The 17,042-nt window shown below is 57.3% G+C and carries 17 protein-coding genes, 2 other RNA genes and 1 riboswitch; of the genes, 5 read left to right on the top strand and 14 right to left on the bottom strand.

Annotated elements, in window-relative coordinates; translation table 11 throughout:
* Positions 1-3: 3 nt before the first annotated feature.
* The 7 genes from B5G37_RS08820 to B5G37_RS08790 all read right to left on the bottom strand — a co-directional run bounded on the left by B5G37_RS08820 (position 4) and on the right by B5G37_RS08790 (position 6,616).
* Positions 4-717 carry an IMP cyclohydrolase gene (locus B5G37_RS08820; protein WP_087256559.1) on the bottom strand — a complete coding sequence of 238 codons (714 nt, stop codon included), beginning with the start codon at positions 715-717 and terminating at the stop codon, positions 4-6.
* Between the two features lie 53 nt (positions 718-770).
* Positions 771-849, bottom strand: a riboswitch (ZMP/ZTP riboswitch).
* A gap of 27 nt (positions 850-876) precedes the next feature.
* Positions 877-1,515, bottom strand: a complete 639-nt coding sequence (gene purN, locus B5G37_RS08815) for a phosphoribosylglycinamide formyltransferase (RefSeq protein ID WP_087256557.1) — start codon at positions 1,513-1,515, stop codon at positions 877-879.
* A 3-nt stretch (positions 1,516-1,518) separates the two neighbouring features.
* Positions 1,519-2,568: a phosphoribosylformylglycinamidine cyclo-ligase gene (gene purM / locus B5G37_RS08810; RefSeq protein ID WP_087256556.1), complete on the bottom strand. Its 1,050-nt coding sequence runs from the start codon at positions 2,566-2,568 to the stop codon at positions 1,519-1,521.
* A gap of 5 nt (positions 2,569-2,573) precedes the next feature.
* Positions 2,574-3,998, bottom strand: a complete 1,425-nt coding sequence (locus tag B5G37_RS08805) for an amidophosphoribosyltransferase (RefSeq protein WP_087256554.1) — start codon at positions 3,996-3,998, stop codon at positions 2,574-2,576.
* 18 nt (positions 3,999-4,016) lie between these two features.
* Positions 4,017-4,727 (bottom strand): phosphoribosylaminoimidazolesuccinocarboxamide synthase, encoded by a 711-nt coding sequence (gene purC / locus B5G37_RS08800; protein WP_087256552.1) that lies wholly within the window; start codon positions 4,725-4,727, stop codon positions 4,017-4,019.
* A 37-nt stretch (positions 4,728-4,764) separates the two neighbouring features.
* Positions 4,765-5,265 (bottom strand): 5-(carboxyamino)imidazole ribonucleotide mutase, encoded by a 501-nt coding sequence (gene purE, locus B5G37_RS08795; protein WP_087256550.1) that lies wholly within the window; start codon positions 5,263-5,265, stop codon positions 4,765-4,767.
* A gap of 271 nt (positions 5,266-5,536) precedes the next feature.
* On the bottom strand, positions 5,537-6,616 hold the full coding sequence (locus B5G37_RS08790; protein ID WP_087256548.1) for a hypothetical protein: 1,080 nt from the start codon (positions 6,614-6,616) through the stop codon (positions 5,537-5,539).
* A 150-nt stretch (positions 6,617-6,766) separates the two neighbouring features.
* Between B5G37_RS08790 and B5G37_RS08785 the strand changes: the two genes are divergently transcribed.
* Complete coding sequence (locus tag B5G37_RS08785; protein ID WP_242962843.1) at positions 6,767-7,309, top strand: phosphatase PAP2 family protein; 543 nt, start codon at positions 6,767-6,769, stop codon at positions 7,307-7,309.
* Here the strand turns inward: B5G37_RS08785 and B5G37_RS08780 are convergent.
* The 7 genes from B5G37_RS08780 to rnpB all read right to left on the bottom strand — a co-directional run bounded on the left by B5G37_RS08780 (position 7,284) and on the right by rnpB (position 12,468).
* Positions 7,284-8,009 (bottom strand): tRNA threonylcarbamoyladenosine dehydratase, encoded by a 726-nt coding sequence (locus B5G37_RS08780; RefSeq protein ID WP_087256544.1) that lies wholly within the window; start codon positions 8,007-8,009, stop codon positions 7,284-7,286. The genes B5G37_RS08785 and B5G37_RS08780 overlap by 26 nt on opposite strands.
* 65 nt (positions 8,010-8,074) lie before the next feature.
* Entirely contained in the window at positions 8,075-9,622 is a 1,548-nt protein-coding gene (locus tag B5G37_RS08775) for a SurA N-terminal domain-containing protein (RefSeq protein WP_087256542.1), read from the bottom strand.
* Positions 9,623-9,806: 184 nt separating this feature from the next.
* A non-coding RNA gene (ssrS, locus tag B5G37_RS08770) (6S RNA) lies at positions 9,807-10,006 on the bottom strand.
* A 6-nt stretch (positions 10,007-10,012) separates the two neighbouring features.
* Positions 10,013-10,300 (bottom strand): DUF1292 domain-containing protein, encoded by a 288-nt coding sequence (locus tag B5G37_RS08765; RefSeq protein ID WP_087256540.1) that lies wholly within the window; start codon positions 10,298-10,300, stop codon positions 10,013-10,015.
* Between the two features lie 148 nt (positions 10,301-10,448).
* Positions 10,449-11,150, bottom strand: coding sequence for a queuosine precursor transporter (locus B5G37_RS08760; RefSeq protein ID WP_087256538.1), 702 nt, complete (start codon positions 11,148-11,150; stop codon positions 10,449-10,451).
* The gene (locus tag B5G37_RS08755; protein ID WP_343229704.1) at positions 11,147-11,860 is read right to left on the bottom strand and encodes a radical SAM protein; all 714 of its coding nucleotides are present in this window, start codon (positions 11,858-11,860) and stop codon (positions 11,147-11,149) included. Before B5G37_RS08755 ends, B5G37_RS08760 begins: the two co-directional genes overlap by 4 nt.
* 231 nt (positions 11,861-12,091) lie before the next feature.
* Positions 12,092-12,468, bottom strand: an RNA gene (rnpB, locus tag B5G37_RS08750) — RNase P RNA component class A.
* A gap of 103 nt (positions 12,469-12,571) precedes the next feature.
* Between rnpB and murD the strand changes: the two genes are divergently transcribed.
* From murD to B5G37_RS08730, 4 genes are read left to right on the top strand one after another with little or no spacing between them, the layout of a single operon-like run.
* The gene (murD, locus tag B5G37_RS08745; protein ID WP_087256535.1) at positions 12,572-13,963 is read left to right on the top strand and encodes a UDP-N-acetylmuramoyl-L-alanine--D-glutamate ligase; all 1,392 of its coding nucleotides are present in this window, start codon (positions 12,572-12,574) and stop codon (positions 13,961-13,963) included.
* Complete coding sequence (locus B5G37_RS08740; protein ID WP_242962839.1) at positions 13,960-14,997, top strand: M20/M25/M40 family metallo-hydrolase; 1,038 nt, start codon at positions 13,960-13,962, stop codon at positions 14,995-14,997. The genes murD and B5G37_RS08740 overlap by 4 nt, the downstream gene beginning before the upstream one ends.
* Positions 14,994-16,022: a M42 family metallopeptidase gene (locus B5G37_RS08735; protein ID WP_242962837.1), complete on the top strand. Its 1,029-nt coding sequence runs from the start codon at positions 14,994-14,996 to the stop codon at positions 16,020-16,022. The genes B5G37_RS08740 and B5G37_RS08735 overlap by 4 nt, the downstream gene beginning before the upstream one ends.
* A 21-nt stretch (positions 16,023-16,043) precedes the next feature.
* Positions 16,044-17,042, top strand: a complete 999-nt coding sequence (locus tag B5G37_RS08730; protein WP_087256533.1) for a M42 family metallopeptidase — start codon at positions 16,044-16,046, stop codon at positions 17,040-17,042.

Below are 17,042 nucleotides of genomic sequence, written 5' to 3'. Positions count from 1 at the left end.
GGATTAAACCTCCCAGTGTTTGTTGATGATGGAAGTCTCGGTGTCTCCGGTCTCCAGGTCGATGTAGCGGACGAAGAGGGAGACCTTGTTCTCGTCGTTGAGGGACAGCCACAGGTCCCCAGCCAGGGTTTCCGCATCAGGGGCGGTGATGGCCACCAGGCGGGGTTCCCCCTCGAAGGAGGGCAGGGGGTCCAGGTTTTCCTGATAGGTGTGGATGAAGTGTCCGGTGCCGGGCAGGGGAGCGTCATACTCGTAGAAGTAGCGCAGGTTGCAGTCGGGGTTGCCGTAGGCGGACTTCAGAATGGACAGCTTGTAGCTGCCATCTTTGAGGAGCAAACCGGAAATGCGAGGGGTGTAGTTGGGGGGATCGGGCTCGAAGCAGCGGGAGCGCAGAGACTCGGCAAAGGTTTTGCCGGCCAACAGGCCTTGCTGGATGGTGTCGGTCTGGTCGCCGTTGGTGACGATGGTGTCCTCACCCACCTGGCGCACGGGGTGGTAGATGATCAGGGAGGGATCGGTCATCTTGCTCTCGTCAAAGGCCCGGGTGCGGATGCCATCCTCGGTCTCCTCGAAGATACGGTTGCGGCTGTTCTCGCTACGGCCCATGATGAAATAGGCAATCACCGCCTGCTTGTTGTCGGCGGTGCGGCCCAGCACGATGCCACGGCCGGGATAGGGGTTGCGGGACAGCTCCTGGCACAGATCCAAAGTTGTCATAGTGGTACCTCCTCAATGTGTTTCAAAGAAAAAGGGCGCACCTATCCACAACATAGGTGCGCCCAGACGGTCGGCATTTCTACGGCCATACTCCCTGTGGTCAACCCACTTCCGTCAGTCATATAGCCTGTTAAATATATCATGCCCTGAGCGCTTTTGTCAAGCTTGGGGGGGCAGAATGTGAACCACCCGGCCCTCTACACGGAGCCGGTCTTGGCAGAACAGGGAGACGGCCTGGGGCAGGATGTGCCACTCGGCCTGCTCCATGATGCGTCGCTGCAAGGTCTCGGGGGTGTCCCCCTCCTCCACGGCAACTGCCTTTTGCAGCACAATGGGGCCGCCGTCGCACTCCTCGGAGACGAAATGGACGGTGGCGCCGGACACCTTCACTCCGTACTCCAGCGCCTTCTCGTGGACATGGAGGCCGTAGCAGCCCTCTCCGCAGAAAGAGGGGATGAGGGCGGGGTGGACGTTCAAGATGGCGTTGGGGTAGGCCTGCACCATCTCTTGGGTAAGAATAATCATAAAGCCTGCCAGCACCACAAGGTCAATGTCCAGGTCTTTGAGCTTGGTCACCAGAGCCTGGGTCATGGCCTGGTTGGAGGGGTGCTCCTTGCGGGGGATGACATAGTGGGGAATCTCCGCTATCTCCGCCCGCTCCAGGGCATACGCTCCGGCTTTGGAAGAGATGACGGCGGCAATGGTGCCGCCGCCCAACTCGCCCCGAGCTTGGGCGTCAATGAGGGCTTGCAGGTTGGTGCCGCCACCGGACACCAAAACGGCAATACGCTTACCCATGGATCACACCAGCTCCACGCCAGCCTCGCCAGCGACCACGCTGCCGATCTGGTAGGCGGTTTCGCCAGCCTGAGCCAGAGCGTCCAGAGCGGCCTGGGCCTGGGCGGCGGGAACGGCCAAAATCATGCCGATGCCCATGTTGAAGGTGTTGTACATATCCCGAGCGGGGATGTTGCCTGCCTTCTGGATGAGGGAGAAGATGGGAAGGGTGGGGAAGGAGTCCAGCTTGATCTGGGCGGTGAGGCCGTCCACCATCATGCGGGGCACATTCTCATAGAAGCCGCCGCCGGTGATGTGGCTGACGGCGTGGACATCCACACCAGCGCCCAGCACGGCCTTCACGGCCTTGACATAGATGCGGGTGGGCTCCAGCAGGGCCTCACCCAGGCTCTTGCCGTTCAGCTCATCCATGGGGGTGGTGAGGTCGGCGTGCTCCACATCAAAGACTTTGCGCACCAGGGAGAAGCCGTTGGAGTGCACGCCGGAGGAGGCCAGACCGATGAGCACATCGCCTTCGGCCAGGGACTTGCCGTCAATGATCTTCTCCTCGTCCACCATACCAACGGAGAACCCGGCCAGGTCGTACTCGTCCACGGGGTAGAAGCCGGGCATCTCGGCGGTCTCACCGCCCACCAGGGCACAGCCAGCCTGACGGCAGCCCTCGGTGATGCCGGTGACAATGTCAGCGATGCGGGCGGGATCGTTCTTGCCGCAGGCGATGTAGTCCAGGAAAAACAGGGGCATGGCGCCACCGCAGATGATGTCGTTGACACACATGGCCACGCAGTCAATGCCCACGGTGTCGTGCTTGTTCATGAGAAACGCCAGCTTCAGCTTGGTGCCCACGCCGTCAGTGCCGGACACCAGCACAGGCTTTTTCATGCCGCTCATGTCAGGGGCAAACATGCCGCCGAAGCCACCCAGGGTACCCATGACCCCGGGAATGTAGGTGGATTCCACCATGGGCTTGATGCGGCGCACCGCCTCGTAACCGGCGGTGACGTCCACGCCGGCAGCGGCGTAAGAAGCAGAGTGAGAGTCAGAATGATTCATGGAAATTACTCCTTTCCGTTCCAGCAGTAGGTGCACACCTTGTCACGATCCAGGCCAATGGACTCCAGCAGGCCGTCCAGAGACTGGTAGCCCAAAGAGTCAAAGCCCATCTTCTCACAGATGGCCTTGAGCATGCACTGGCCACGCTCCGTGTGGGCGTCGGCGTATTCCTCCAGGTGCTTCTGGCCTTCGTCACCCTCCAGCTCCTGGATGGTGCGGCGGGCCAGCAGGTCCATGTCGGAATTGCCCCGGGAGAAGTTGAGATACTTGCAGCTGTACATGATAGGGGGGCAGGCAGAGCGCATGTGTACTTCCTTGGCGCCCGACTCGTAGAGGAAGTCGACAGTCTCCCGCAGCTGGGTGCCACGGACGATGGAGTCATCCACGAACAGAAGCTTCTTGTCCTGGATGAGCTCGGGCACGGGGATTTGCTTCATCTTGGCCACCTGGTTGCGCACCTCTTGATTGGCCGGCATAAAGGATCGGGGCCAGGTGGGGGTGTATTTCACGAAGGGACGGGCAAACTGTTTGCCGCTTTTGTTGGCGTAGCCGATGGCATGGGGTACACCGGAGTCAGGCACACCAGCCACAAAGTCCACGTCGGGCTGGACGCCCCGGGCCTTCTCGTCCCGGGCCATGATTTCGCCGTTGCGGTAGCGCATGACCTCTACGTTGACCCCCTCGTAGTTGGAGTTGGGGTAGCCGTAGTAGGTCCACAGGAAGGCACAGATCTTCATCTCATCGCCGGCGGGCACCAAGGTTTGGAAGCCGTCGGCGGTGACCTGAACGATTTCCCGGGGGCCCAGCTCGTAGGCATCTTCGTAGCCCAGCTTGTGGTAGGCAAAAGACTCAAAGGACACACAGTGGCCCTCGGGGCCCTTGCCGATGAGCACCGGCAGACGGCCCAGGCGGTCACGGGCGGCAATGATCTCACCCCGGTCGGTGAGGATGAGCAGGGTCATAGACCCTTCAATCTGCTCTTGCGCGTGGCGGATGCCGTCAATGAGGTTGGTTTTCTGGTTGATGAGGGCGGCGGTGAGCTCGGTGGAGTTGACCTTGCCGGAGCTCATGGCCATGAATTGGTGACCAGGGGTGGAGAAGTGCTCGGCCACCAGCTGATCGGTGTTGGTGATCACGCCCACGGTGGTGATGGCGTACAGGCCCAGGTGGGAGCGCACCAGCAGGGGCTGAGGGTCGGTGTCACTGATACAGCCGATGCCGCTGCAACCGTGAAAGTCGTGGAGATCCTTCTCGAACTTGGTGCGGAAGGGGGTGTTTTCGATGGAGTGGATCTGACGCTGGAAGCCGTCGGTGGCGTCATGAATGATCATGCCGCCCCGACGAGTGCCCAGATGAGAGTGGTAATCCACGCCGAAAAAGATATCAAGAGTCACGTCCCGCTTGGAGACGGCGCCAAAAAAGCCTCCCATGCTGTTCCTCCTAGTAAATTACTTGCCCATGAGGCGACGGCTCATCTCCTGATAAGCGCCCTCAACGTTACCAAGGTCACGACGGAAACGATCCTTGTCCAGCTTCTCGCCGGTCTTGGAGTCCCAGAAGCGGCAGGTGTCGGGGCTGATCTCGTCGGCCAGAACAATGGTGCCGTTGGAGGTCTTGCCGAATTCCAGCTTGAAGTCCACCAGGGTCACGCCGCACTCGGCCAGAGTCTTCTTCAAAAACTCATTGACCGCGAAGGCATAGGTCTTGATCTGCTCGATCTCCTCCCAGGTGGCCAGCTTCAGAGCCACAGCGTGGTAGTCGTTGATGAGAGGATCGTGGAGGTCGTCGTTCTTGTAGGAGAACTCGATGGTGGGCTGCTCAAAGACAATGCCTTCTTCCACGCCGTAGCGCTTGGCAAAGGAACCGGCGGAGATGTTACGGATGATGACTTCCAGGGGGACGATGGAGACCTTCTTCACAGCGGTCTCACGCTCGTTGAGCTCCTCCACCAGGTGAGTGGGAACACCGGCCTTCTCCAGCTGGGCCATGAGGAAGTTGCTCATCTGGTTGTTGATCACACCCTTGCCAACGATGGTGCCCTTCTTGGTGCCGTCAAAAGCTGTGGCGTCGTCCTTGTAGGACACGATCACTACGTCGGGGTTCTCGGTGGCGAATACCTTCTTGGCTTTTCCTTCATACAGCTGTTCCAGTTTGTTCATGATACATCGTCCTTTCTCTATGTCCAAGTGGTGGAAATTACAGTTGGGAGAGCTCCTGCTGGAGTTTGTCCTCTTTGGCAGCGATCTGAGCGGCCATGATCTGGCGGTCTTCATCCAAACGAGCGGCCAGATCGTCGTCGGACACGGCCAGAATCTGAGCGGCCAAAACAGCGGCGTTCTTGGCACCGTTGAGAGCTACGGTGGCTACGGGAATGCCACTGGGCATCTGGACCGTGGCCAGGAGAGCGTCCAGACCGTCCACAGCGCCGCCCTTGAGGGGGATGCCGATGACGGGGAGGGTGGAGTTGCCGGCAAAGGCACCGGCCAGGTGAGCGGCCATGCCAGCGGCACAGATGAGCACGCCGAAGCCGTTTTTGCGGGCAGAGCGGGCAAATTCAGCGGCCTGCACCGGAGTGCGGTGAGCGCTCATGATGTGGGCCTCGTAGGGGATGCCGTAGTGGGCCAGTTGCTGACAGGCACCCTTTACCACAGGCCAGTCCGAATCAGAACCCATGATAATTGCGACTTTTTTACTCATTGTTCCAGTCTCCTTTACAATACGCATGCCAAAAAGCAAACAGGCCAACCACATGAGCGTAGTCGGCCTGTTTGGATTATGGACGGAATTTGGACGCAGAGATGCCCTGAGACATGGCAGATGCAACAGAAAAATGCTCGGCCTTCACAGGGCAACACCTCTCTACAAAAAGTATCTTTATTCTATACATAAAGTCCTGCGCAAATCAAGGTATAAAATTTTTTTCGTAGGCTTACACAATGTGACAGCGCCAAAAGGAAAAGAGGGCTGGTTAGAATAACCCGGTATGCTCTAAAATCTCAGTGACAACCTGCGCTCTGCCGGCCCAAGAGGCCTTGCGGGCGTATTCCTGTCTGCGTGGCGCGGCCATGGTAGATTCTTCCTCCAAAGCCCTGCGACAGCGGCGAATAAAGCCTGCAGAGTCATATGCGGTGTAAACAACATCGGGGAATGGCTCTACCTGGTCGGATTCGATCATCGTGACAATGGGTTTGCCGGATGCAAGATATTCGTACATGCGAGAGGGAATGATATCCGAGCCCTTGAGATCCCGATGAAACAGGTCAAAGAGTACGTCACAGGCGTACAGATAATCGGGCAACTCCACGGGGTTGATGGGGCCGGTCAAGACGATGTTGGGGCAGTGCTTGAGATGCATACGCACGGTGGATGTGACCCGGCCCATGAGCAGGAAGGTCCACTCGGGATGGGTCTGCGCCGCTTGTACCAGAGGGGCCAAGTCCAAGCGGTTGTTGATGTCACCCACCCGACCAAGAATGGGAGAGGGAAGCTTGGACAGCTGAATGGGCACTGTGAGCCCGGGACGGGTGAACATGCGGTCATTGACACCGTTGGGCAGAAGAACAATGGTGTCGTTGCAGGGGGCAAGCCGCTGCACCAGGCCCTGGGAGGCGGCAAATACCACCTCTGCGTGGCAGGTCAGATCACTTTCCTCCTCCACGTATTCCTCGCCCCATTCTCGGAAACAATCATATACCAAACCGCTGTATGCAAAGTGATCCAGATACATGGCTTGATCGGGGGCGGTGCACCACAGCACGGGCTCCACAAAGTGGTGGTGGTTGAGAATCTGCTGGATGAAGTCTACGGTTTTGCTGTCATTGCGGCGCTGAATGGCGGCGTTGCTCCAGCGGGGCAGCAGAGGGGTAGGCAACGTGTAGACGGTGATGTGGGGGCGCATTTTACGCCCTTGCCGGGGCTTGGCGGCGCCCCGGGGTACCGGGGGTTCAAAAAAGAGAACTTGTACATCATTGAGCCGGGCCAGCAGCTGCTGGGTCCGATTGGGGCGCGCCTGCCAGGGAGTGTGGGACAGGCAGAGCAGTTGCTTCATATCGTTCACCTCAGTGGTCACAAGAAAATATCTTGCCGATGCCGGAGAAATCCGGTAGAATAGGGGCAAGATGCAAGAAATTGTGTCGTTAATTTATTATACAATATGCTTGGCCTGCGGGTCAAGGGAAGGAGCGTAACCGTGTTGGAGATGATACAGCAGCTGGATGAACAGGCGCTGCGCTGGATTGCTCAGTTTGTGCGCCAGGAGTGGTTGAACCCCCTGGTGATCGCCTACACCAGCTTGGGCAATGCAGGGCTTTGCTTCATTGCAGCAGCCCTGATTCTTTTGTGCTTTCGGAAAACAAGGGAAGGAGGGGCTACCGCCCTGACCGCCATGGGGCTGGGCCTTTTGGTGACCAATCTTACCATCAAACCGCTGATTACCCGTCCCAGACCGTGGGTGGTCATGGAAGACTTTGTCTCCTTGGTCACCAGTTCGGATCCCCACTCTTTTCCCTCGGGGCATACGACGGCGGCCTTTGCCTTTGGTGTGGCGCTGTTTTTGACCTTGCCCCAGAAATGGGCCAAGGCCACAGCCTTGGTGGCTGCGGCCTTGATGGGATTGTCTCGCCTGTATGTGGGAGTGCATTTTCCCACGGATGTACTGGCAGGAATGGTGATTGGAACTTGCTGTGGACTGCTGGCCAGATGGCTGGTCCAGCGCTTCAAGGAGCGGTTTTTACACCGGTGAGGTGGGAGATGACCCACTGAGCCAGCAATAGTCCTGCGCTGGCGGGTACCCACATGGAACTGGCGGGGATGGAACGGCGACCCGGAGGGTGCGCTTCTGTCCCGTCGTGAGCACGAGAGGGAAGCTCGGGGGAGAACACCACAGGATGGTGGACGATCCCCCGGGCTTTCAATTCTTTGCGCACCACCCGAGCCAGGGGACACCCCTGGGTTTTGGACAGATCGGCAATGCGCAGTTGTTGGGCGTCCAGTTTATTGCCCGTCCCCATGGCAGAGATCATGGGGATGCCTCGGGTGTGGGCGGTCTCAATAAGATCCAGCTTGCAGGAGACCAGGTCAATGGCATCTACGATACAGTCGTAGGGTTGGGTAAAGAACTCCTCTCGGGTCTGGGCCTCGTAGCGGGCTGCCATGGGGTGGAGACGACAAGTGGGGGAGATGTCGCTTAAGCGGAGTGCGGCAGCCTCCGCTTTTTTCATGCCTACGGTGGAGTGGACGGCAAAAGATTGCCGGTTGATGTTGCTCACGGACAGTTCATCCAGATCGATGAGGGTCAGTTCACCCACCCCGGAACGGCATAGGGCTTCTGCGCACCAACTGCCCACGCCACCCAGGCCAAAGATGGCCACATGGCTGCTTTGAAGGCGGGTAAAAGCGTCATCTCCCAGCAACATGCGAGTTCGAATGAATTGATCTTCCATGTCAGATCCTCCTGTGAAAAAGTTTCCCCGGCGCTTTTGCGCCGGGGAAACGTACCTGTGTAGACTTAATAGCCGAAGTACTTGGCACCGTCAGCCTCAGCCACGGCGTAGGCGTCACCCTCCAGCAGCTTCTCAGACCACTCGGTCATAGCATCGCTGGTGAGAGCGGAGCGGACGGTCTGTTTCCAGGACTCTTCTTCCCACTCCTGGAAGTAGGTGATGTGATAGCCCCAATAGGAAGAGGAGGAGCTGGTGTCACCTTCGTGCTTGGTGGTGGTCACATCACCGGCAGTGCGGTCTTCTTCAAACAGCCAGGTGTCCCGGTCGTCGGTGAGAGAGCCAGACTTCACGCCAGTGGAGATGCCGCCGTTGGAAGAAGTGTTGCTGGCGGAATAGGAGGCAGCCAGTTCGCCGAAGGCCTCGGCGGTCTTGTCGCTCTCTTCCCACTTGGCCATAACCTCGTCCACCTTGGTCTTGGCAGCATCCCAAGCCTCCTGGGTGGGAGCCACCGCGTTGCCATCTTCGTCGGTGGTGGTCTCAGCCTGGATGAGAATGTCACGGATGGTGGCGGGGGTAGAGGTGTCCTGATAACGCTTGTGGAAGATTACCAGATAGTAACCGGTGTCGGCACTCTCCACCACGGTAGCGCCGTTCTCTTCCAGCTTCAGCAGTTCGTCCTTATAGGCGCTGGTGATAGAGCTGGTGCCCACCACGGTGGTGTGGTCGCCAGAGGCATCGGGAGAGGTCTCAGTGATGAGTTTGGTCACCAGCAGGCCATCCTTATAAGAGGCCAGGGCCTTCTCGGCTTCCTCCTTGGCCTTGGTCATGGCTTCTTCCTTGAGCTTGGTGATTTCATCGTTGCTCAGGGCATTGCCTTCGTCATCGGTCTCCTTCACAGTATCCGCCTTGAAGTAGAGGTAGGAGTACTCGAAGGTGTCCACATCGTCCTTGTGCTCCTGATAATACTCGTTGAGCTGATCGTCGGTGTAGCCATCGGAGGTTTTCTCCACGGTATCATTGTAATACTTGGTGGCCAACAGGGACTGGGACAAAATATCCTCGAAGGTGCCCACGGTAATATAACGACCATACATGGAGCGCAGGCTGGACTCATAAGTGATGCCGGAAGAGGCGGCGGAGTCCTTGTAGTACTGGATGGTCTCGTCCAGATCCTCCTGGATATCTGCCTCGGTGTAACCGGCCTCCAGGGCGGCATCATAACGGGCCTTGGTAGTTTGAGCCTGGGTCAGAGCATTCTCCATGAAGTAGTCCCGATAGGTGGTGCCTTCCTCTTCATTGTACATCTGCTCGCTGTCAGACTTGCTGGTGTCGATGATGCCGTAATTGGCATAAGCGGAGCGGATGCCGTTGTAGTAGTAGCTCATTTCTGCCACACTGATTTTGGTATCGCCTACCGTGGCAGCGGTGGCGTTGCGCTGGAAAATGCCGGAGTTCCAAGTGAGAAGGGCGGCAACCAAAATGGCGACAACCACACCGATGGCCGTATAGGTGCGGACTTTTCGTTTGTAAGCTGCCTGTTCGGAACGGGCTTTCGCGTTCTTGTCAGAAGGGGCAACGCTCTGGCGCTGCTTCTTCTCTCTGGATGCGCTCATGGTATCAATCCTCTCAAGTTTTCAATGGTATTCCCGGGTATAGGGAAGGCATATCGTCCGGATAGGAGAATGTGCCGAATGGAGATATTATAGCACGGTGGGTGAGAGCATGCAAGGAAAATCAAAATACGCAGGCTCCAAACATGCAAAAAGCGATGCAGATTCCTTTTCTGCATCGCTGAAAAAAGTCCCCGCCATAGCCGTGCCGCCCAATTAAAAACCTGCACGCAAATGCAGGTGGGTTGTCTCCACCTGGGTTCCACACTTCCAACGTCCAAATCCTCGCGAAGAGGTCCGGGAGGCCTGCGTTCCACCAGGTGAGGGGACATCCCGTTTAAGAGATGTGGGTTTTAAAAGAGCGGTCACGAGACAAGGCAGGGAATTCTTTGATTACTCAGACTCCTCTTCGGAATCGTCGAACAAGGTCTCCACAAACTGCTCGTAGACCTCGTCCAGTTCGCTCTGGTCGTCGATATCAGCCAGGATCTGCTCGCCGTTTTCTTCGGCCACGCGCAGAAGGATGAGACCAAAGTCCTCGTCGTCTTCGTCCATATCAGCAGGTACAAAGGCCATGTAGGTGTTGCCCTTGTGCTCCAGTGTACCCAGATGCTCCAATTCAAATTCGTTGCCGTCCTCGTCGGTGACGGTGACGAAATCAGGTCCAAATTCTTCGCTCATGCCTAGAAGTCCTCCTTATGGCGTTTTTGGGCGAATTTCTTTCGCTGGAACCATTGTAACTGCAAATGAGAAAAAAAGCAAGGGGGAGAATTGAGAAAAGAAAATCGAACCCCCCCACAAATTCCATTGTGGAGGGGTTCGGCCTGGTTTATGCAGGGTTCTTTTTCTCGTGAATGAGACGAGCCCAGTATACAATGGGGGTGTCCAGCAGGGAGGTGAAAATGAAGATGACATAGCTGGAGAGGACGATGGATACCAGCGTGGGAATGTCATACATTCCGTAGAAGGCAAATACGGTGTACAAAACGGCGTTGAGCAGCTGGGAGACCAAGGTGGAGCCGTTGTTGCGCACCCACAGGTAGGCCCGCCGATCTCCGCTGAGGCGCTGGGTGAAGGCCCACCACTTATGGTATAGCCACACATCAAAGACCTGGACGATGGCGTACACCGCCAGGGAGGCCAGCATCAGCCGGGGAGTATTGGAGAAAATATCTCGCATGGGGAGTGTGGCCCAGTCGTTGACGGAAGGGATGTACATAAGCCAGGACTGGGAGACCAGCACAAAGAGAATGTTGGCTGCAATGCCAATCCACACCGCCTGTTGGGCCTGCTTTTTTCCTGCAATCTCGCTGAGAATGTCGGTGACCAGGAAGGTGGTGGCAAAGAGGATGTTTCCCAAGGTCATTTCCATCCCGAAGGCTTGCACCAGAATTAAAACCTCGATGTTGGCGGCAATGGTGGCAAAGACAGTAAATGCCATCAAACCACTGGTGCCAAACAGGGCAAACCACAGCAGCACCGAGCCGTATAGGACCAAAAGGGTGACGATCAAAAGTAGTTCATTTCTCATAATTTCTCTCCTACACCAAAGTCTGTGTTATCCAACAGAATGTCCACTCTGGGGTTATCCTTGTACAGAGGATAGATCTCCCGCACAAAGGCGTCCCGCACCGCCAAATCTGGCACAATAGGAGTGGTGTTGGGAACCATGATGTTGATACAAACCCGGTGAAAGTGAGCTAGACCCGTTTCCACGTCCTGCTTCATGCTCTCCACGCTTTGGCCGGTGAGACCGAAGAGCAGGCAACACTCGTCAAAGGGGGCGGCGATGATGGCGGGATCGGTTTCGTCAATGCCCTTGTCCAGCACTTGCTCCCGATAGGCCGCGTCGAAGGTCTCCACCCCAATTTTCACGTGGAGGGTAACGCCCAGGTTGGCAAAATGCTCTCGCAGTCCAGGCAAGGTTTTGCGAAATAACCAGTGGCTCTCTACGTGAAGATCTCGGATGCCGCGTTGCTGACACACCCGGTCTACTTCCAACAGGGTAGAGGGATGGAGCTCGGCAAAGGAGCCGGAGTTGATGACTTCCAAACGGCGAAATTCCCCTGTGACGTGGGACAGAGCTTCCCGGTTGAGAGCCAGATTGGCGTCCTCGTCCATGGAGGCATCCAAGTGGTAGTCGCAAAACCGGCACCGTTTCCACGCGCATCCTCTCCCGCGCAGCAGGACAATTTCCCGCGGATTTTTATCGTTGATGACAGAATAGCGACTGAGTTCCACCGTGATCCCTCCAAAGAGCAAAAAAATATGGTGTACTCACACATGAGTACACCATCCAAATTGCGCACAAAAGCGCACCACAACTGTGGGTTGTGGTTTTCCCGTAGTTTTGTTTAGAGACAGGATGGTTCCGAACTGTCTGTATGGAATTGCGCATTTCATTATAACGGTTTTTTTTCACCTGTCAAGAGAAAAGAAAACAGCTCGCTAAATATCAGCGAGCTGTTTTATGGCACAAGTGGGCCTGTAAGCCGGGTTCTGTCCTTTAAGACAGCCATCTATCTAGGCGCAGCGTTGCCCCTGCGCTCCAGCCACCTCCTCAACGCGGCCGGGCCGACCTATGTGCGTTTCCACGGTGTTGCTCCGGATAGAGTTTACAGCGATGAGCAGTTCCCAGTCATCGGGCGGGCGCTTATCTCCGCCTTTCCACCCTTACCTTAGCCCCCGCCCCTCTTTCGAGGGCCATATAGACTAAGGCGGTATATCTCTGTTGCACTTTTCCTGAAGTCGCCTTCGGCGGGCGTTACCCGTTATCCTTGCCCTACGGAGCCCGGACTTTCCTCATGGACGGCCTTTCGACCTGCCCACGCGGCTGTCCAGCCCACTTGCTCCATGATTGTACTCTAACTTTGTATGATTGTCAAATGGGAGTTTATGCGTTATAATATCCTGATGTCATTTACTCCGAAAGGGAAAAGGAGGCAGAGGTCAATGCAATCGATTCTCATGGATTACTTGAACTCGCTCAAGGGGAAAAAGATTGCCGTCATCGGCATGGGGGTTTCCAATGCCCCATTGGTCAAGAAAATGTTAGAGGCCGGACTGCAAGTTCGGGTGTGTGATAAGCGGGAACGCGAGGATTTTGACGGTTTGGCAGAGCTGGAAGCTAAGGGCTTGAAGGCCAGCCTGGGACCGGATTACCTCAGCGGCCTGGAAGGTGCAGATGTGATTTTTCGCACCCCTGGTGTGCGTCCGGACCTGCCGGAGATTGCCCGCGCTGTGGAGGCAGGCGCTCAGCTGACCTCAGAAATGGAGACATTTTTGGAGCTGTGCCCTTGCAGCGTGATTGCGGTCACTGGTTCGGACGGGAAAACCACCACCACTACCATTATTGCAGGTCTGCTCAAAGCAGCGGGCTATCGCACCTTTGTGGGCGGAAACATTGGACATCCTCTCCTGTGTGAGGTGGATGAAATTCGCCCCGACGATATGGTGGTGCTGGAGCTGTCCTCCTTCCAGCTTATGACCATGCGCCAGAGCCCCAACGTGGCGGTGATCACCAATTTGTCCCCCAACCATCTGGATGTCCATAAGGATATGGAGGAGTATATCCAGGCCAAGCGAAACATCTTTGCCTATCAGGACACTGGAGACAAACTGGTGCTCAATGCAGACAACGAGATCACTGCCGGGTTTGCCCAGGATGCCCGGGGAGAGGTCACGTTGTTCAGCCGGAAAAAGTACCTGGAGCGGGGCGTATGCGTGCGAGACGGCATGGTGTGCTATTGCACCCGTCCCGTGCTGGCTGCCGACGACATTCTCATTCCCGGCGTGCACAACCTGGAAAATTATATGGCTGCCATCGCCGCGGTGGATGGGCTGGTGTCTGACGAGACCATCCGGGCGTATGCCAAGTCCTTTGGCGGCGTGCCCCACCGCATTGAACTGGTGCGCAAGCTGGACGGGGTGCGCTACTACAACGACTCCATCGCATCCAGCCCCACCCGTACCATGGCTGGACTGTGCTCGTTCCAGGAAAAGGTGATCCTCATTGCAGGTGGATACGATAAGCACATTCCCTACGATGTGCTGGGCCCTGAGATTGTCCGGGCCGTCAAATGCCTGATTTTGACGGGTGCTACAGCGGATAAAATTCAGCAGGCCACCCTGCAGGCGGAGGGCTACCAGGAGGGAGCCCCCCAGATCATCCGCTGCGACAACTTGGAGCGGGCGGTGCACACCGCCCACCAGGTGGCCACAGATGGGGATGTGGTGATTCTCTCGCCGGCCAGTGCATCCTTTGACTGTTTCCGCAACTTTGAGGAGCGGGGCAACAAGTTTAAGCAGTATGTCAATGCCCTGGAGGGAGTGAACGCCCCTTGAATACCTTAGATCAGCTCAAACGCCTTTGCCAGACGGGCGGCCCTTCGGGGTATGAAGCGCCGGTGGCCCAGGTGGCCCGGGAGCTTTTGGAGCCTTGGATGGACGAGGTGTGGGTGGACACCCTGGGCAGCGTGGTGGGCGTGCGCCGCTGCGGAAAGCCCAACGCCAAAAAGCTGCTTTTGGATGCCCATCTGGATCAAATCGGCCTTATGGTCACCGGGGCGGAGGACGGATTTCTCCGCTTTGCATCGGTGGGCGGGGTAGACCCACGCATGCTGCCGGGCCGGGAGGTGACCATTCTCACCCAGCCGCCGCGTTTTGGGATTATCGCCTGTCTGCCGCCCCATATTCTCTCTCAGGAGGAGCGGGAGAAGGCCCCGGCGCTGTCGGAATATGTGGTGGATACCGGCTTGACGCAGGAACAGGTGGAACGGGAAATCCCCGTGGGTACGCTCATGGTGTTCCGGGACTGTTTCCTGGAGCTGGCCGGTGGCCGTATTTGCTCGGGTTCCTTAGATGACCGGGCCTGTTTTGTAGCTCTGCTGCGCGCGGTGGAGCTGCTCCATGACCAGCCGCTGGATGTGGATTTGTACATTTTGGGCAGTACTCGGGAGGAGATTGGCGGTATGGGGGCTGTGGTGGCCACTCAGACCATCAACCCTGATTTTTGTGTGGCCGTGGATGTCACCCATGGGGCAACGCCGGACAGCGGGAAAGGCCGTGCCTATGAGTTGGGTGGCGGCCCAGCCGTGGGGATTGGCCCCAATATGACCCGTTGGATGACCCAGCGCCTGTTGCACAAGGCCCGGGAGCAGGGCATTGCCGTGCAAAAAGAGGTGATGGGTGGAGACACTGGTACCAACGCCTGGGGCATGCAAATTTGCAACGAGGGAATTGCCACGGCGGTACTCTCTCTGCCTCTTCGATACATGCACACGCCCGTAGAAGTGGTGGACTTGGAGGATTTGGAGCAGACGGCGCAGCTGCTATCTGCCTTTGCTCTGCATCTGGGAGAGGAGGCGGCGCAGGTATGATGTTGGAGACCTTAAAACAACTGTGTGCGCTGCCCGGGGTGTCTTCTTACGAGGACGCTGTCCGGGACTACCTGATTCAGCAGGCCAAGCCCTATGTGGATGCCATGCGGGTGGATACCATGGGCAACCTGATTGTGTTGAAAAAGGGCGCTAAGGCTACGGGGAATAAGCTGATGCTCTGTGCCCATATGGATGAAGTGGGACTGATGGTGCGCTCCATCACCGAGGACGGGTATCTGAAATTCGTCTGCGTGGGAGGAATTGACCGTCGGGTTCTGCTGGGCAAGCAGGTTCGCATTGGCGCCCAGGGCGTGCCTGGGGTCATTGGCCTGAAGGCCATCCACATGACCACAGCGGAGGAGCGAAAGAAAGTTCCCAAGTTGGAGGACTATTACATTGACATTGGTGCTGGAAGCCGGGAAGAGGCGGAAGCGTTGGTGGAGCCGGGAGACCCTTGTGCTTTTGTCAGCGACTGCGTGGAGTTTGGGGATGGATTCCTCAAAGCCAAGGCGCTGGACGATCGGGTGGGCTGTGCGGTGTTGCTGGAATTGCTGCGCCAGGAGCTGCCCATGGATGTGACGGTGGTGTTTACCGTCCAAGAGGAAGTGGGAGCCCGGGGAGCGTTTGGGGCTGCCTTTTCCGTCACCCCGGAGATTGCTCTGGTGGTGGAGGGAACTACGGCGGCGGATGCGCCCACTCAGGAACCCCAGGAGCAGGTGTGCTGGTGTGGGAAAGGCCCGGTGCTGTCCTGGATGGACCGTGGGACCATCTATGACCGGGAGTTGTTCCAGACCTTACGGCAGGTGGCCACTCAGCACCAGATTCCCTGGCAGTTGAAGCACTATGTGGCGGGAACCACCGACGCCAAAGCCATCCAACGCACCAAATCCGGTGTACGTGTGGCAGGCCTTGCTGCGCCGGTACGTTATCTCCATGGGCCCAGCAGCGCCGTGAAGGTGGAGGACGTGGAGCAAGTGCTGGAGCTTCTCCGGCAGTTCGTGCACACGATGGCCCAAGAGAGCTGATAAAAGGAGCGAAATGCGACGATGATACAGACTTTGACAACCCTGTGCACCGCCTTTGGCCCGTCTGGCGCTGAGGGGGCGGTGGCGCAGGTGATTGAGCAACTGGCTCATCCCTATGTGGATGAGATCGCCCGGGATACTCTGGGAAATCTGATATGCCATAAAAAGGGCCCGGGGCCACGGCTGATGTTCTCCGCTCACATGGACAGCATCGGTCTGGTGGTGACCCACATTGATGAAAAAGGCTTCCTTCGGGTGGGGGCTATCGGCGGTGTGCATGCCGATGCCGTGGTAAATACCCCTGTCCGATTCCAAAATGGCACCTGTGGCGTCATTGCGGCTCAGGTGGGATCCACACCGGGCAAGCGCACCGTGGCGGATCTGTACCTGGACATTGGTGTTTCCTCCCAGGAAGAGGCCCAGCAGCTGGTGCAGATTGGGGATGTGGCTGTGTACAACACCCCGGTGGTTTCAGTGCAGAATATGATGAGTGGCCCGTATATGGACAACCGCATCTCCTGCCTGGTGCTTTTGAAGGCCATGGAGAAGCTTCAGGACTGTCCCAACGACGTCTATTTCGTCTTTTCCACCCAGGAAGAGGTGGGCCTGCGAGGTGCAAAAACCGCCGCCTGGTCCATTGATCCTCACTACGGCGTAGCCGTGGATGTTACATCCGAGGACGGACAGCCGGGGGCCAAGCACACGGCTAGCAGTTTGGCCGGCAAAGGGGCAGCAGTGAAGGTGATGGACCGGTCGGTGATCTGCCATCCCTACATGGTGAACCTTCTGATGGATCTGGCCCAGGAGCACCATATTGCAGCCCAGCGGGATGTGATCCAGGCGGGGGGTACCGACGCAGGGGTCATCCATCAGACCCGTGGCGGTGTATGTACCGGGGGAATTTCCATTCCCTGTCGCAATGTCCATACGCCTTGCGAAATGGTTTCCATGCAAGACGTGCAGGCCTGCATTGACTTGGTGGCCGCTTTGGCCCAAACAACCTTACAGAAAGAGTGTTAA

This window comes from Pseudoflavonifractor sp. An85 (genome assembly GCF_002161235.1).
Lineage (GTDB): Bacteria > Bacillota > Clostridia > Oscillospirales > Oscillospiraceae > Enterenecus.
This window is presented reverse-complemented; position numbering and strand designations above follow the sequence as displayed.

What these genes read in the sequence shown, in the direction of transcription:
- purN (WP_087256557.1), bottom strand. Translation starts at nt 1,515, where the DNA reads ATGGGTAAGCGTATTGCCGTTTTGGTGTCCGGTGGCGGCACCAACCTG.
- B5G37_RS08780 (WP_087256544.1), bottom strand. Translation starts at nt 8,009, where the DNA reads ATGGAAGATCAATTCATTCGAACTCGCATGTTGCTGGGAGATGACGCT.
- B5G37_RS08805 (WP_087256554.1), bottom strand. Translation starts at nt 3,998, where the DNA reads ATGGGAGGCTTTTTTGGCGCCGTCTCCAAGCGGGACGTGACTCTTGAT.
- purC (WP_087256552.1), bottom strand. Translation starts at nt 4,727, where the DNA reads ATGAACAAACTGGAACAGCTGTATGAAGGAAAAGCCAAGAAGGTATTC.
- B5G37_RS08730 (WP_087256533.1), top strand. Translation starts at nt 16,044, where the DNA reads ATGATACAGACTTTGACAACCCTGTGCACCGCCTTTGGCCCGTCTGGC.
- B5G37_RS08760 (WP_087256538.1), bottom strand. Translation starts at nt 11,150, where the DNA reads ATGAGAAATGAACTACTTTTGATCGTCACCCTTTTGGTCCTATACGGC.
- murD (WP_087256535.1), top strand. Translation starts at nt 12,572, where the DNA reads ATGCAATCGATTCTCATGGATTACTTGAACTCGCTCAAGGGGAAAAAG.
- B5G37_RS08790 (WP_087256548.1), bottom strand. Translation starts at nt 6,616, where the DNA reads ATGAAGCAACTGCTCTGCCTGTCCCACACTCCCTGGCAGGCGCGCCCC.
- purM (WP_087256556.1), bottom strand. Translation starts at nt 2,568, where the DNA reads ATGAATCATTCTGACTCTCACTCTGCTTCTTACGCCGCTGCCGGCGTG.
- B5G37_RS08735 (WP_242962837.1), top strand. Translation starts at nt 14,994, where the DNA reads ATGATGTTGGAGACCTTAAAACAACTGTGTGCGCTGCCCGGGGTGTCT.
- B5G37_RS08785 (WP_242962843.1), top strand. Translation starts at nt 6,767, where the DNA reads ATGATACAGCAGCTGGATGAACAGGCGCTGCGCTGGATTGCTCAGTTT.
- B5G37_RS08775 (WP_087256542.1), bottom strand. Translation starts at nt 9,622, where the DNA reads ATGAGCGCATCCAGAGAGAAGAAGCAGCGCCAGAGCGTTGCCCCTTCT.
- B5G37_RS08765 (WP_087256540.1), bottom strand. Translation starts at nt 10,300, where the DNA reads ATGAGCGAAGAATTTGGACCTGATTTCGTCACCGTCACCGACGAGGAC.
- purE (WP_087256550.1), bottom strand. Translation starts at nt 5,265, where the DNA reads ATGAGTAAAAAAGTCGCAATTATCATGGGTTCTGATTCGGACTGGCCT.
- B5G37_RS08820 (WP_087256559.1), bottom strand. Translation starts at nt 717, where the DNA reads ATGACAACTTTGGATCTGTGCCAGGAGCTGTCCCGCAACCCCTATCCC.